Origin of the sequence: Thermomonas paludicola, from assembly GCF_024498955.1 — a bacterium.
In the GTDB taxonomy this organism is placed as follows: domain Bacteria; phylum Pseudomonadota; class Gammaproteobacteria; order Xanthomonadales; family Xanthomonadaceae; genus Thermomonas; species Thermomonas paludicola.
This window is the reverse complement of the sequence record NZ_CP093311.1, coordinates 2,142,008-2,156,466: the sequence shown is the minus strand read 5'-3', so window position 1 is coordinate 2,156,466 and position 14,459 is coordinate 2,142,008. Positions and strand designations below refer to the sequence as shown.

Genomic DNA, 14,459 nt, shown 5'->3' with positions numbered 1-14,459 from the left:
CCTCAGCGCGGCGCCTGCGCCAGCCGATGCATCAGCAGCGCGGCGCGCTTGGCCTGGCGCGGCAGCGAATCCAGTTCCACGTATTCGCCATCGGCGTGACTGTTGCCGCCGGACGCGCCCATGCCCACCAGCCCGTCCACGTCGGCGGCCACGAAGGAAATGTCGCCGGCGCCGCGCGAGAGCGGGTCGAGTTCGCCCATCTCCTCCAGCCCGAGGTCGCGGTTGATGGCGTTGAGCTTCGCCAGCAGCGCGCGATTGCCGGCGGTCGGCGCCATCGGCGGGTAGTTCTCGTCGATCTCCAGCGTCGCGTCGGTGCGCGGCAGGTGGCGCGACACGATCGCCCGCATCTTCTCGCCGACGCGCTTGGTCTGCGCCGCGCTGAGGGTGCGGAAGTCGCCGCGCGCCAGCGCGATGGGCGGCACGATATTGTCCTTGCCGCTGGCGGTCAGGCGCGTCTTGCCGGCATCGAACGCGGCCTGTTCGCCGCCGCCGAGCAGGCCGACGTTGAAGGTCAGGTTCGGCTCCGGCAGTTCAGTGCGGAACGCGGCCAGGATGCGCGCCAGCTCGAACGCGGCGCCGTCGCCCATCGACTCGGAGAAGATGCCCGAGCTGTGGCCGGTTTCGCCGTGCACGGTCAGCGTCCAGGTGTTGGACGAGCGCCGCGCGATCGAGCCCATGTCGCGGCCGTCGGCGTGCGACAGGTTCTCGAAGTCCAGCGCCACGTCGGCGCGCTTGCCAGCCGCAATCAGGTCGGCGCGCGCCTGCGCCACCGGCTGGCCCACGTCTTCCTCATCGCCGGTCAGCACCACGGTAATGTCGGCGTCGCGCAGCGCATCGGCCGCCTTGAGGGCGCGCAGCGCGGCGAGGATCACCACCACGCCGCCCTTGTCGTCGCCGACGCCGGGGCCGATGGCGCGGTTGCCGTCGATGCGGAAGCCGGTGAACGGGCTGTCCGGCTCGAACACCGTGTCGAGGTGGCCGATCAGCAATATCCGCCGGCCGGTGCTGCTGCCCTGATGGGTTGCGATCAAGTGGCCGGCGCGGCCGGCGTGTTGCATGGGCTTCCATTCGGTCTTGAAACCCAGTGCCTCCAATTCCGGTGCCAGCCGCTTGGCCACGGCGGTCACCCCGGCCAGGTTGTACGTGCCGCTGTTCTGGTTCACCAGCGTTTCCAGCAGGGCGATGTTGTGTGGCTGATCCGCGTCCGCCGCCGTGGCGATCCGCTGCTCCTGCGGTGTCAACAGGGTCTGCGCGGCCAATGGCGGGCAGGCAAGCAACAGCGCACAGGCGAGGGCGGAAAATCGGGGCATTGGCGCAAATCCGGGGATGGCTGGCGCGACCATAACGCAGTCGCAACGGGTTTTGCGATTTGACTTGAATCACGCCGCTGCAACCGCATGTGGAACACAGTGGGCCGTGCAGTGGCCCTTCCAGACAGGATATTCCCCATGCGCATGGACAAACTCACCTCGCGCTTCCAGCAGGCTCTTGCGGACGCGCAATCGCTGGCCGTGGGCCGCGACCACAATCTGATTGAACCGGCACACCTCTTGTTGGCGATGCTGGACCAGCAGGGCGGCGGCACGCGGCCGCTGCTGGCGCAGGCCGGGGTCAACGTGCCGGTGCTGCGCGAGCGGCTGGCCGAGGCGCTGGACAAGTTGCCGAAAGTGTCCGGCCAGGCTGGCAACGTGCAGGCCGGCAACGACCTCGTCCGCCTGCTCAACGTGACCGACAAGCTGGCCCAGCAGCGCGGCGACGCCTACATCGCCAGCGAATTGTTCCTGCTGGCAGGGCTGGACGATGCGGGAGCGGCCGGCAAGGCGCTGGGCGCCGCCGGCGCGAACAAGGCGAAACTGGAAGCGGCCATCGACAAGCTGCGCGGGGGCGAGAAAGTGACCGACGAGAACGCGGAAGACGCGCGCCAGGCGCTGGAGAAGTACACCATCGACCTCACCGCCCGCGCCGAGAGCGGCAAGCTCGATCCGGTGGTCGGCCGCGACGAGGAGATCCGCCGCACCATCCAGGTGCTGCAGCGGCGCACCAAGAACAACCCGGTACTGATCGGCGAGCCGGGCGTGGGCAAGACCGCGATCGTCGAGGGCCTGGCCCAGCGCATCGTCAACAACGAGGTGCCCGAGGGCCTGCGCGGCAAGCGCCTGCTGTCGCTGGACATGGGCGCGCTGATCGCCGGCGCCAAGTTCCGCGGCGAGTTCGAGGAGCGCCTGAAGGCGGTGCTCAATGACCTGTCGAAGAACGAGGGCCAGATCATCCTGTTCATCGACGAACTGCACACCATGGTCGGCGCCGGCAAGGCCGAAGGCTCGATGGACGCCGGCAACATGCTCAAGCCGGCGCTGGCGCGCGGCGAGCTGCATTGCATCGGCGCCACCACCCTGGACGAATACCGCAAGTACGTGGAGAAGGACGCCGCGCTGGAGCGCCGCTTCCAGAAGGTGTTCGTGGGCGAGCCGTCGGTGGAGGACACGATCGCCATTTTGCGCGGGCTGAAGGAGCGCTACGCCGTCCACCACGGCGTGGAGATCACCGACCCGGCCATCGTCGCCGCGGCCACGCTGTCCAACCGCTACATCGCCGACCGCCAGCTGCCGGACAAGGCCATCGACCTGATGGACGAGGCGGCGTCGCGCATCCGCATGGAGATCGATTCCAAGCCGGAGGAGATGGACCGCAAGGAGCGCCGGTTGATCCAGCTCAAGATCCAGCGCGAGGCGCTGAAGAAGGAGAAGGACGCCGAGTCGAAGCAGCGGCTGGCCGATCTTGAAAAAGAGATCGATGTGCTGGGGCGCGAGTACAGCGACCTCGAGGAAGTGTGGAAGGCCGAGAAGGCGACCTTGCAGGGCGCGACCCGGATCAAGGAGCAGATCGAAGCGGCGCGCCTCGAACTGGAAGCCGCGCAGCGCAAGCAGGATTTCGCTGCAATGAGCGAGATCCAGTACGGCCGCATCCCGGCGCTGGAGAAACAGCTGGCCGCCGCCCAGGAGGCCGAGACCAAGGGCTTCACCCTGCTGCAGGACAAGGTGACCGCCGAGGAGATCGCGCAGGTGGTGGCGCGCTGGACCGGCATCCCGGTCAGCAAGATGCTGGAAGGCGAGCGCGAGAAGCTGCTGCAGATGGAGGCGCAGCTGCACGCCCGCGTGGTGGGGCAGGAGGAGGCCATCAAGGTGGTGTCCGATGCGGTGCGCCGCTCGCGCGCAGGCATCTCCGACCCCAATCGCCCGTCCGGCTCGTTCCTGTTCCTGGGCCCCACCGGCGTGGGCAAGACCGAGCTGTGCAAGGCGCTGGCCGAGTTCCTGTTCGACAGCAGCGACGCCATGGTGCGCATCGACATGAGCGAGTTCATGGAGAAGCACGCGGTCAGCCGGCTGGTCGGCGCGCCTCCCGGCTACGTGGGCTACGAAGAGGGCGGCTACCTCACCGAGGCCGTGCGCCGCCGCCCGTACAGCGTGATCCTGCTGGACGAGGTGGAGAAGGCGCATCCGGACGTGTTCAACATCCTGCTGCAGGTGCTCGACGACGGCCGCCTGACCGACGGCCAGGGCCGCACGGTGGACTTCCGCAACACCGTCATCGTGATGACCTCCAACCTGGGCTCGCAGCAGATCCAGGCGCTGGACGGCGACGATTCACCGGAGGCCTACATGCAGATGAAGGCGGCGGTGATGGGCGTGGTGCAGGCGCACTTCCGCCCGGAGTTCATCAACCGACTCGACGACATCGTGGTCTTCCACGCGCTGGACAAGGCGCAGATCAAGCAAATTGCGCGGATCCAGCTGCGCAGTCTGGAAAAGCGCCTGGCCGAACGCGGGATCCGCATCGAACTGAGCGATGCCGCGTACGAGCTGCTGGGCAATATCGGCTTCGACCCCGTCTACGGCGCCCGCCCACTCAAGCGCGCCATCCAGCAACAGCTGGAGAACCCGCTGGCGCAGGACATCCTGTCCGGCAAATTCGGCAGCGGCGATACGGTCAAGGTCGATACGAACGCGGGGCGCCTGGTCTTCGTGAAGTAGGCGCCTGCGCGTCCCCTCGCGCGCCGGCTAGCTCGCGGGCGCGCGAGGCGCACGGTATGGCGGCGTGGCCATCACCATGTCGGTCAGCGAGTGCGCCAGTTCGCGTTCGGCCAGTACGGCGGCATCGGCGCCGTGCGCGAGCAAATGCTTCACCTCGCCCTCGCTGTGCGCGCGGGCCAGCACCGTGATGTCGGGATTGATGGCACGCAGTTGCGCAATGACCTCGCCGCCCTCCAGCGCCCGCGGGATGGCGAGGATGGCCAGCTTGGCCACTTCCGGACGCGCGCCGGCCAGCACCTGCGGCAAGACCGCGTTGCCGCGCACGGCCGGAATGCCGTCGGCGCGGGCCTGGATCACGCGATCGATGTCTTCATCCACCAGGGCCACCGGCACCCCGCGCTCGCGCAGCAGGCGCAGCAGGTCGCGGCCAACGCGACCGTAGCCGATCACGATGGTGTGGCCGGCCAATTGCTGGAGTCCGTTCTGCGCGTCTCCCCCCGCGAGCTGCCTGCGGCGTTTGATGCGTGCGGCCAGCAGCGCCACCAGGAACGGATTGGCGATGATCGACAGCAGGGCGCCGGCCAGCACCAGGTCGCGCACGCTTGGCAGCATCAACTTCAGGGACGCGGCCAGGCCGATCACGATGAACGAGAACTCGCCGATCTGCGCCAGCGTGGCGGCCGCCAGGCTGGCGTCATCGGGGCGCTCGCCCAGCGCGCGCAGGCTGGCCCAAGTCACCAGCCATTTGACCGCGACGATCAAGGTGAAGGTGAGCAGCACCTGCGCCGGTTGTTCGATCAGGATCGAGGGGTCGAACAGCATCCCGACCGACACGAAGAACAGCACCGCGAACGCGTCGCGCATCGGCAGCGAATCGTTGGCGGCCTTGTGCGAGAACTCCGATTCGTTGAGCAGCATGCCGGCAAAAAACGCGCCCAGCGCGAACGACACCCCGAACATCGCCGCGGCGCCGAAGGCAACCCCCATGGCGATGGCCAGCACGCACAGGGTGAACAACTCGCGCGATCCGGTGCCGGCAACCCGCTCCAGGAGCCACGGAATCACCCGCCGGCCCACCACCAGCATGAATGCCACGAACAGGCCGATTTTCAGGAATGTCTTGAAGATCATCGGCGCCAGCGGCGTGGCCTGTTCGCCATGCAGGCTGCTGGCCAGTGGCGGCAGCAGCACCAGCGCCAGTACCATCGCGATGTCCTCCACCACCACCCAGCCGATGGTGACCTGGCCCAGGCGCGAGTCCAGCAGCTGATGGTCTTCCAGCGTGCGCAGCAGCACCACGGTACTGGCAACCGACAGCGACAGGCCAAACACGATCCCGGTGCCATCGTCCCAGCCGAAGAGCCGGCCAACGGCCCAGCCCAGCGTCGTCATCAGCACGATGCGCAGCAGTGCTCCCGGGGCCGCGACGCTGCGGACCTGCATCAGGTCTTTCAGCGAGAAGTGCAGGCCGACGCCGAACATCAGCAGGATCACGCCAACCTCCGCCAGCTGCGGCGCCAGCGTCTGGTCGCCCACGAAGCCGGGCGTGAACGGGCCCGCCACCACGCCGGCCAGCAGGTAGCCGGCCAGCGGCGACAGCCGGAAACGCTGCGCCAGCATGCCGAACAGGAACGCCAGCACGAAGCCGAGGCACAGCAGGGTGATCAGCGAGGTGTGGTGCGGCATGGCGGGCTCGTTGAGGCGATGCTTCGATCATCGCATGCACGGTTCACTGTCCATGAACGAAAACGCCCCGGCAAAGCCGAGGCGTTGGCAGGGCGATGGACGCGGATTCAGCTCACCACGTGTAAGACGCGCGGCCATACAGGTAGGCGCCGTTGAAGCCGAACGGCGACTGCAGGCTGTAGGGCAGCATGCCGTAAGTGGAGTTGGCGTAAATCGTCTGTTCCGGATATTCGTTCAGTGCATTATCGACGCCCACGGTGAGCGCCCAGTGCTGCGCGGGACGGAAGCTGGCTGAGACATCCAGCACCCACTTGGCATCGAACGTCTGATCCTGCGCCGGGTTGCTGGCATGGCGGGTGATGAAACTGCCGTAGCGCGTTGCGCCGGCGTTGAAGTCCCAGCGATCCAGCGTCCAGTTGGCGGTGACGGCGAGCTTGTCGCGCGGGAAGCCTTCCTCGATGCGCCCGCGCTCGTCGCGCCCCATGCGCTCCAGGTTGGCGCCCAATGCCGTCAGCGCGACCGGATTGGGCGCGATGCGGGTGACCTTGGTCGTGTTGTAGTTGTAGCTGGCGGTCAGGTTGAGACTGCTGGCCGCAAGCGGCACGTTCCAGGTGCCGACCACGTCGATGCCCTGGGTGCGGGTGTCGATGGCGTTGTTGAAGTAGCGCGCGCTGGTGACGTTGGTGATGCCAAGGCTGGCCAGCAGCGCCTGCGCCGCCGCGTTGTTGGCGATGTTGAGGTTGGACGAGAGCACGATGCGGTCGTCGATGCTGATCTGGTAGGCATCGATGGTCAGATACACGCGCTCGGCCGGCTGCAACACCAGCCCAAGGCTGTAGGAAAGCGATGTTTCCGCCTTCAGCGGCTCCGCGCCCAGTGCCTGTGCGGCCGCGCCTGCAGCCGGGAACGTGCCAGTTTCATAGGCGACGCCGTTGTTGATGTTGGTGGTGACGGCCTGATAGTGCTGCTGCGCCAGCGACGGCGCGCGGAAGCCGGAGGCCACGGTGCCGCGCAGGGCTGCCGACTCGCTGAAGGCATAGCGCCCGGACAGCTTGCCGGAGAACTGGCTGCCGAAGTCCGAATAGTCCTCATGGCGCCCCGCGATGCCGCCGGAGAACTTGTCGGTCAGGTCGGCTTCCAGGCCGGCGTACACGGCGTAATTGTGGCGATCGTAGCTGCCCGCGTTGCGCGGCGTGAAGCCGGCGAAGCCCTGTGCGCCACTGCCGAAATAGGAGTTCGGCTCGCCTGCGCCCTGTTTCCAGTTTTCGTTGCGGTATTCCGCGCCCAGCGAGAGCGTGGCCGGGTATTCAAGCCCGATGCCGACGGCCTTGGAGAAGTCGGCGTTGATCACCTGCTGGGTGTATTCCAGCGCGCCATCGTAGAAGCTGCGCGGGCTGGTGACGCCCAGTGCGTAATTGATGGTGTTCTGGGTGCGGAAATCCAGATGGTTGCTGCCGTAGTTGTAGCTGATGTCCCAGTTCCAGTCGCTGTCGCTGGTGCCTTTGGCGCCCAGCACGACACTTCTGTCGCGCGAATACTGGTTGATCTGCGGGACATAGCCGTTCGGGTACACCTGCGCCAGCAGGACGCCTTGGCCGCTGTGGTTCCTGGAGCGGTAGAACGCGAACGAATCGATGTCGCGGTTGCTGCCCATCAGCGTGGCGTACAGGCTGGCGTTGTCGCTGAGCTTGAAACTTGCGTTGGCCGACAGCGCGGCCTGGCGCACGTCCGGGTCACCCATGACGAATGCCTTCTCACCCACCCCCGGGAAGTTGCCGGTATTGGGCGATGCGCCCTGATAGGGGCCGGAACGATTGGTGATGTCTTGGTGACCCAGCTGCGCGGCCAGGTGCAGACTGCCGGCATCGCCGCCGAAGCCGAGGCCGCCGTCGCCCGAGAGCTGCCACTGCGTGCCGTCGCCCTTTGAATACTGGCCGCCGCCGAGGGCGATGCTGCCGCCGTCGCCCGAGCCCTTCAGGACGAGGTTGACCACGCCGGCGATCGCATCCGACCCGTACTGCGCGGACGCACCGTCACGCAGCACTTCCACCCGTTCGATGGCGGCCATCGGAATGGTGTTCAGGTCCACCGCCGAGGAACCGCGGCCGATGGTGCCGTTGACGTTCACCAGCGCCGAGATATGCCGCCGCTTGCCGTTGACCAGGATCAGCACCTGGTCCGGCGCCAGCCCGCGCAGCTGCGCCGGGCGCACGCCACTGGTGCCATCGGCCATGGCCGGGCGCGGGAAGTTGAGCGAGGGCAGGGCGCGCGCCAGCGCGGTGGCCAGTTCGGTGGTGCCGGTGGCTTCCAGCACTTCCGGGGTGATGATGTCGATCGGCGACTGCGACTCCGCGACCGTGCGGTCAGTGACGCGGGTGCCGGTGACGATCAGGGTATCGAGGGTGCGGGCATCCTTGCCGGATTGCTGCGCCAGGGCTGGGCTGGCGATCCACAGCGCGCCAATGGCAAGCGCAAGTCGGGTCAGGCGGGGCATGGGTATCCTCCAAAGAGTCGTGACTGCCCATGCTGTTTAACACCGGTTTAACTGTGATACAAACCCGCGCCGGGCATGGAAACATGCGCTAAAGTTTGGAATTTGTGCCGGTACACCGGCGTTGGGCCGCTTTGCCGGTAAAATCTCCGGCAATGATTTCCTTCCGCAATTTCGCCCTCCGCCGCGGCGAACGCCTGCTCCTGTCCGATGTTGACCTGACCCTGCACGCCGGCTGGCGGGTGGGCGTGATTGGTCGCAACGGTGCGGGCAAATCCAGTCTGTTTGCCGCCTTGATGGGTGAGGTTGAAGCCGACAAGGGCGACCTCGACCTGCCCGGCAAGGCGCGCATCGCGTCGGTGGCGCAGGAAACGCCGCACCTGCCCGACCCCGCCATCGACTTCGTGTTGTCCGGCGATGCCGCCGTGCATGCGGCCGTGCAGGCCGAAGCCAATGCATTCGCCGCCGAAGATTGGGAAGCCGTTGCCGAAGCGCATCACCGGTTGGAAGAATTGAACGGCTATGACGGCAGCGCGCGCGCCGGCCGCCTGTTGCATGGTCTGGGGTTTTCCGCGGACACCCATGAAAAGCCGGTCGCGGATTTTTCCGGCGGCTGGCGGGTGCGCCTGAACGTGGCGCGCGCGCTGATGACCCCCAGCGACCTGCTGTTGCTCGACGAGCCCACCAACCATCTCGACCTCGACGCCGTGGTGTGGATGGAGGAATGGCTCAAGCGTTACGACGGCACCCTGCTGGTGATCAGCCACGACCGCGAATTCCTCGACAACGTCACCACCCACATCCTGCATCTGCACGAGGGCAAGGCGAAGCTGTACGCCGGCAATTACACCGACTTCGAGCGCCAGCGCGCCGAGCACCTGCGCCAGCAGCAGATCGCGCACGACAAGGAACAGGCCGAACGCGCGCACCTGCAAAGCTTCATCGACCGCTTCAAGGCCAAGGCCAGCAAGGCCAGGCAGGCGCAGTCGCGGATGAAGCGATTGGCCAAACTCGCCGGCACCGAAGCGGTGCGCGCCGAACGCTCGCTGCACATCACCCTGCCGGAGCCGCTGCGGTTGCCGAATTCGCTGCTGTCGCTGCATGACGTGGAAGCCGGTTACGGCGATGACGCGGTGATCCTGCGCAACGTCAATTTCGGCCTCGAAGCCGGCGACCGCATCGGCCTGCTCGGCCCCAATGGCGCCGGCAAATCGACGCTGGTGAAAACGCTGGTGGGCGAGTTGGCGCCGCTGCAAGGGGAGCGCAAGGCGCATCCCGACCTGCGCATCGGCTACTTCGCGCAGCACACGGTGGAGTCGCTGCAGTTTGGCAGTACCCCGCTGGACCACCTGCGCAAGCTCGCGCCAGACGTGGCCAACCAGGAATTGCGCGATTTTCTCGGGCGCTGGAATTTCCCCGGCGACCGCGCGTTCGAAGTCATCGACACCTTCAGCGGTGGCGAGAAGGCGCGCCTGGCGCTGGCGCTGCTGGCCTGGCGCCGCCCGAACGTGCTGCTGCTCGATGAACCGACCAACCACCTTGATCTCGACATGCGCGAAGCCTTGGCCGAGGCGCTGAGCGATTTCGATGGCGCCATCGTGATGGTCAGCCATGATCGCCATTTGATCGGTTTGGTCTGCGACAACTATTGGCGCGTGGCGGGTGGCAAGGTCGAGGCGTTCGATGGCGATCTGGACGAATACGCGGCCTGGCTGCGCTCGCGACCCGGCAGCGATAATCCGAAGACGCCGGTGCCGAAGGCTGCACCAGCGCCTGCGCCGGCCAAGCAGCCTGCGAAGCCCAACCCGCACAAACTGCAAAAGGCGGAAACCCGGGTGGCGCGGCTGGAGGAAAAACTGGCCGAATGCGTCGCGCTGGCGGCAGACCCGGCGGTGTATGCCGATGCCGGCCGGGTCGCGGACCTTGGACGCCAGCAAATGCAGCTGCGTGCGGAGCTTGAGCAGGCCGAAGCCGAATTGCTGGCGCTGTACGGCTGATCGCTCGTTCAGCAGCCCACTTGAAACCGCGCCCTGCCGCCGCAACATCCCCAACGCCATTCGCAGTGTGATCCCGACATGCCTATTTACGCCTTCGCCTGCCATGCCTGCGGGCATCAATTCGACCGCCTGCAAAAATTGTCCGACACCGACCCGACGGCCTGCCCGACCTGTGGCGCCGAGGGGCAGGTGCATCGCCAACTGACCGCGCCGCAGTTCCGCCTGTCCGGCAGCGGCTGGTACGAAACCGATTTCAAGAAAGACGGCGACAAGAAGCGCAACCTCGCCGGCGACGCGGCCAAGCCTGCGGAGCCGGCGTCCGCGGCCAAGCCGGAAAGCAAGCCCGAAGCCAGGCCTGCGGCAGACAGCAAGCCGACGGCAAGCAAGCCGGCAGCCAGCGCAGACTGATCCTGCGGGCAACGCCGGCGCATCGGCTAAAATAGCCGGCTACGCGCGGGCGCGACGCCTGCGCCATTCGCGTTCCGGAGTGTCCATGCGTACCCATTTCTGCGGCCTGATCGACGACACGTTGATTGGCCAGACTGTCACCCTGTGCGGTTGGGCCGATGTGGCCCGCGACATGGGCCAGATCGTGTTCATCGACCTGCGCGACCACGAAGGCATCGTGCAAGCGGTAGCCGAACCGGCGGACGCGGCGGGCAATGCCGCCATGTTGGCCGTCGCCGCCAGCGTTGGCTACGAGGATTGCCTGCGCATCACCGGCACCGTGCGTCGCCGCCAGAACGTCAATCCGAAAATCCGCACCGGACAAGTGGAAGTGGTGGCCGAGACGATCGAAGTCTTGAACAAGGCCGAGCCGCTGCCGTTCCACCACCACGAGAACCCGGGCGAAGACATTCGCTTGAAGTACCGCTACCTGGACCTGCGCAGCCCGGACATGCAGCGCAAGATGCGCATTCGCACCCGCCTGGTCAGCGCGCTGCGCCACTGGCTGGATGCGCGCAGCTTTCAGGATATTGAAACGCCGATCCTGACCAAGGCCACGCCCGAGGGCGCGCGCGACTTCCTCGTCCCCGCGCGCATGCACCCGGGCGAGTTCTACGCGCTGCCGCAAAGCCCGCAGCTGTTCAAGCAGATACTGATGATGGCGGGCTTCGACCGCTACTACCAGATCGCCCGCTGCTTCCGCGACGAAGCGCTTCGCGCCGACCGCCAGCTGGAGTTCACCCAGCTCGACATGGAATTCGCCTGGGTGGCCGAGCGCGACGTGCAGGACACCGTGGAGGCAATGGTCCGCGACGTGTTCCACGAGGTGGCTGGCGTCACGCTTGCCGCCGAATTCCCGCGCCTGACCTGGGCCGAGGCGATGCGGCGCTACGGCTCCGACAAGCCCGACCTGCGCATCGCGCTGGAACTGGTCGATGTGGCCGATCTGGTGAAGGACTGCGAATTCGCGGTGTTCACCGCCGCTGCCAACGATGCCGGCGGTCGCGTGGCCGCGCTGCGCATCCCTGGTGGCGCGGCGCTGTCGCGCAAGCAGATCGACGACTATGCCGCGCATGCGGCCAAGTTCGGCGCCAAGGGCCTGGCCTACGCCAAGCTGGACGACAGCGGCGCGGTCAATTCGCCGATCGCCAAGTTTTTCTCCGCGGAAGCCCTTGCCGCGCTGCTGGCGCACGTGGGTGCGGGCAAGGGCGACATCGTGTTCTTCGGCGCCGGCGCCTACAACAAGGTGTCCGACTTCATGGGCGCGGTGCGCCTGAAAGCCGGCAAGGAGTTCAACCTGGTGCGCGACGGTTGGGCACCGCTGTGGGTCACTGATTTCCCGATGTTCGACTGGGACGAAGAAGAATCCCGCTACGTGGCCCTGCATCACCCCTTCACCGCGCCGGCGGTGGACAACATCGAGGATCTGCGCGCGAACGCGAAGACCGCGGTGTCGCGCGGTTACGACATGGTGCTGAACGGCAACGAGATCGGCGGCGGATCGATCCGCATCCACAACTCGGCAATGCAATCGGCGGTGTTCGAGCTGCTTGGCATCGGCGCCGAGGAAGCCGAGGGCAAGTTCGGCTTCCTGCTGGACGCGCTCAAATACGGCGCGCCGCCGCACGGCGGCATCGCCTTCGGCATCGACCGCATCGCCGCGCTGATGGCCGGCACCGAGTCGATCCGCGACGTGATCGCCTTCCCCAAGACCACCACCGCGCAGTGCCTGATGACCGGCGCGCCCAGCGAAGTGCCCGAGAAGCAGTTGACCGAGGTGCACGTGCAGGTGCGGCCGAAGGCGGCGGGCTGAGTCCGCCAACCCTGGATCTGCATGAGCTGCGTCGATTCCGCCATCCGTCGCGCCGTTCCCGGGGATGCCGCCGCATTGGCGGAACTGGGCGCGGCCACCTTCGTGGACACCTTCGGGCATCTCTACACGCCGCAGGATCTGCAGGCCTTCCTTGCTGCAAGTCATTCCGAGGCGGCTTACGCCAAGTTGCTGGCACGGGCGGACCATGCACTCTGGATTGCAGAGCGCGGCGGGCGCGCGATTGGTTACGCCCAGGCGGGCCCATGCGGGCTGCCGCACCCGGACGTGCGCGCTGGCGATGGCGAACTCAAGCGGTTGTACCTGCGCAGCGAGGCACAAAACGGCGGGGTGGGGCGGCGGTTGATGGACGCGGCGATGGCCTGGCTGCTGCGTGATGGCCCGCGCACGCTGTGGCTCAGCGTGTGGTCGGAAAACCCCGGCGCGCAGCGCTTCTACGCGCGCTATGGTTTTGCGTTCGCCGGCGAATACGAATTCATCGTTGGCGCGCAGCGCGACCGCGAATTCATGTATCGGCGCAGCGCTTCCGCGGCATGAGCGCCCGCCCGGTGGCAGGCCGCGTGCTGCTGGTGCATGGGTTGTGGATGCGCAGCTTCAGCATGCATTGGCTGGCCACCCGTCTGCGCCGGCAGGGGTTCGAAGCGGACCTGTTTGGTTATTACAGCCTGTTGCAAGGCACCGATTCGGTTGTCGCACGACTGGCGGATGCGCTGCTGCAACGGCCCGGCACGCATGTGCTGGCGCACAGCCTGGGTGGGCTGCTCGGCCTGCGGGCCGCAGAGCAGGCCGGTGCGGGCAGCGTGGGTCGTATCGTCTGCCTGGGTTCGCCGCTGGCCGGCAGCCAGGCGGCGACCAGCATCGCCTCGAAGATTCCCGGTGGCGCGGCCCTGGTCGGGCAGAACCGCAGCCTGCTTGCGGCAGGCGTCGGCCGCATTCCGGCAGGCCTGCACGTTGGTGCGATCGCAGGCTGCGTGCCGCGCGGCCTGGGCGGCATGGTGGCGCGCCTTGCCGGTGAGCATGACGGCACCGTGGCCATCCGCGAAACCCGGGTGCCTGGCCTGGCCGATCATGCGGTGGTGCGCGCCAGTCACAGCGGGTTGCTGTTTTCCGATGCGGCAGTGCTGCGTGCCACCGCGTTCCTGCGCGACGGACGGTTTGAGCGCGCCAGCCAGACGTCCGCCGTATAATCCGCCGCTTCGCTTCAATCGCCGGATACCGCAATGGGACGTGGCCCCTCCATCGAAGCCCGCAAGAACGCACAAGATGCGCAGCGCGGCAAGATTTTCACCAAGATCATTCGTGAGATTTCGGTGGCCGCGCGCGGCGGCGGGGGCGACCCATCCAGCAATCCGCGCCTGCGCGTGGCGATCGACAAGGGTCTTGCGGTCAACATGACCAAGGACGTGATCGAACGCGCGATCAAGAAGGCCACCGGCGAGCTGGAAGGCATCACCTATGAAGAAATCCGCTACGAGGGATACGGCGCGGGCGGGGTGGCGGTGATCGTGGACTGCCTGACCGACAACCGCGTGCGCACGGTGGCCGATGTGCGCCACGCGTTCGGCAAGTTCGGCGGCAATCTCGGTACCGAAGGCTCGGTGAGCTTCATGTTCCACAAGATGGGCGTGCTCAGCTACGAGGGCGGCGCCGACGAGGACGCGATCACCGAGGCCGCGATCGAGGCGGGTGCCGATGATGTGGTGGTCTATCCGGAGGATGGCGCGATCGACGTGCTGACCTCGCCCGAGGCGTTTGCGGGCGTCAAGGAGGCAATGGTGGCGGCGGGACTGGTGCCGGGGTTTGCCGAGGTGACCATGCGCGCCGACAACGACAGCCCGGTGGACGGCGACGTGGCCGAGCAGGTGCAGAAACTCCTGCGCTGGCTGGAAGACATGGATGACGTCCAGGACGTCTATTCCAACGCTTCCGGGTTGGGCTGAGCCCGCGCCCCGGGGGCGCATTGGCCGTCGCCAGCA

10 protein-coding genes are annotated in these 14,459 nt (G+C 66.9%); 7 read left to right on the top strand and 3 right to left on the bottom strand.

Translation table 11 applies throughout. The annotated features are described in order from the left end of the window. Positions 1-2: 2 nt before the first annotated feature. Entirely contained in the window at positions 3-1,310 is a 1,308-nt protein-coding gene (locus LIW09_RS10095) for a M20/M25/M40 family metallo-hydrolase (protein WP_256645497.1), read from the bottom strand. A gap of 138 nt (positions 1,311-1,448) precedes the next feature. Between LIW09_RS10095 and clpB the strand changes: the two genes are divergently transcribed. Then, positions 1,449-4,031 carry an ATP-dependent chaperone ClpB gene (clpB, locus tag LIW09_RS10090; protein ID WP_256645496.1) on the top strand — a complete coding sequence of 861 codons (2,583 nt, stop codon included), beginning with the start codon at positions 1,449-1,451 and terminating at the stop codon, positions 4,029-4,031. A 27-nt stretch (positions 4,032-4,058) separates the two neighbouring features. On the opposite strand, the gene LIW09_RS10085 is transcribed toward clpB, so the two are convergent. Both LIW09_RS10085 and LIW09_RS10080 read right to left on the bottom strand, forming a co-directional pair. Further along, positions 4,059-5,717, bottom strand: a complete 1,659-nt coding sequence (locus tag LIW09_RS10085) for a cation:proton antiporter domain-containing protein (protein ID WP_256645495.1) — start codon at positions 5,715-5,717, stop codon at positions 4,059-4,061. 112 nt (positions 5,718-5,829) lie between these two features. Then, positions 5,830-8,211 (bottom strand): TonB-dependent receptor plug domain-containing protein, encoded by a 2,382-nt coding sequence (locus LIW09_RS10080; protein WP_256645494.1) that lies wholly within the window; start codon positions 8,209-8,211, stop codon positions 5,830-5,832. Between the two features lie 152 nt (positions 8,212-8,363). On the opposite strand from LIW09_RS10080, the gene LIW09_RS10075 reads away from it, so the two are divergent. The 6 genes from LIW09_RS10075 to LIW09_RS10050 all read left to right on the top strand — a co-directional run bounded on the left by LIW09_RS10075 (position 8,364) and on the right by LIW09_RS10050 (position 14,423). Beyond that, positions 8,364-10,205, top strand: coding sequence for an ABC-F family ATP-binding cassette domain-containing protein (locus LIW09_RS10075; protein ID WP_256645493.1), 1,842 nt, complete (start codon positions 8,364-8,366; stop codon positions 10,203-10,205). 78 nt (positions 10,206-10,283) lie between these two features. Continuing rightward, positions 10,284-10,613 (top strand): FmdB family zinc ribbon protein, encoded by a 330-nt coding sequence (locus LIW09_RS10070; protein WP_256645492.1) that lies wholly within the window; start codon positions 10,284-10,286, stop codon positions 10,611-10,613. A gap of 85 nt (positions 10,614-10,698) precedes the next feature. After that, complete coding sequence (aspS, locus tag LIW09_RS10065; protein WP_256645491.1) at positions 10,699-12,465, top strand: aspartate--tRNA ligase; 1,767 nt, start codon at positions 10,699-10,701, stop codon at positions 12,463-12,465. A 21-nt stretch (positions 12,466-12,486) separates the two neighbouring features. Continuing rightward, entirely contained in the window at positions 12,487-13,020 is a 534-nt protein-coding gene (locus LIW09_RS10060) for a GNAT family N-acetyltransferase (RefSeq protein WP_256645490.1), read from the top strand. Further along, on the top strand, positions 13,017-13,670 hold the full coding sequence (locus LIW09_RS10055; RefSeq protein WP_256645489.1) for an esterase/lipase family protein: 654 nt from the start codon (positions 13,017-13,019) through the stop codon (positions 13,668-13,670). Before LIW09_RS10060 ends, LIW09_RS10055 begins: the two co-directional genes overlap by 4 nt. A 33-nt stretch (positions 13,671-13,703) precedes the next feature. Further along, positions 13,704-14,423, top strand: a complete 720-nt coding sequence (locus tag LIW09_RS10050) for a YebC/PmpR family DNA-binding transcriptional regulator (protein ID WP_256645488.1) — start codon at positions 13,704-13,706, stop codon at positions 14,421-14,423. Positions 14,424-14,459: the final 36 nt, after the last annotated feature.

Coding starts and splice junctions, on each gene's coding strand:
- LIW09_RS10095 (WP_256645497.1), bottom strand. CDS start 1,310: ATGCCCCGATTTTCCGCCCTCGCCTGTGCGCTGTTGCTTGCCTGCCCG.
- clpB (WP_256645496.1), top strand. CDS start 1,449: ATGCGCATGGACAAACTCACCTCGCGCTTCCAGCAGGCTCTTGCGGAC.
- LIW09_RS10085 (WP_256645495.1), bottom strand. CDS start 5,717: ATGCCGCACCACACCTCGCTGATCACCCTGCTGTGCCTCGGCTTCGTG.
- LIW09_RS10080 (WP_256645494.1), bottom strand. CDS start 8,211: ATGCCCCGCCTGACCCGACTTGCGCTTGCCATTGGCGCGCTGTGGATC.
- LIW09_RS10075 (WP_256645493.1), top strand. CDS start 8,364: ATGATTTCCTTCCGCAATTTCGCCCTCCGCCGCGGCGAACGCCTGCTC.
- LIW09_RS10070 (WP_256645492.1), top strand. CDS start 10,284: ATGCCTATTTACGCCTTCGCCTGCCATGCCTGCGGGCATCAATTCGAC.
- aspS (WP_256645491.1), top strand. CDS start 10,699: ATGCGTACCCATTTCTGCGGCCTGATCGACGACACGTTGATTGGCCAG.
- LIW09_RS10060 (WP_256645490.1), top strand. CDS start 12,487: ATGAGCTGCGTCGATTCCGCCATCCGTCGCGCCGTTCCCGGGGATGCC.
- LIW09_RS10055 (WP_256645489.1), top strand. CDS start 13,017: ATGAGCGCCCGCCCGGTGGCAGGCCGCGTGCTGCTGGTGCATGGGTTG.
- LIW09_RS10050 (WP_256645488.1), top strand. CDS start 13,704: ATGGGACGTGGCCCCTCCATCGAAGCCCGCAAGAACGCACAAGATGCG.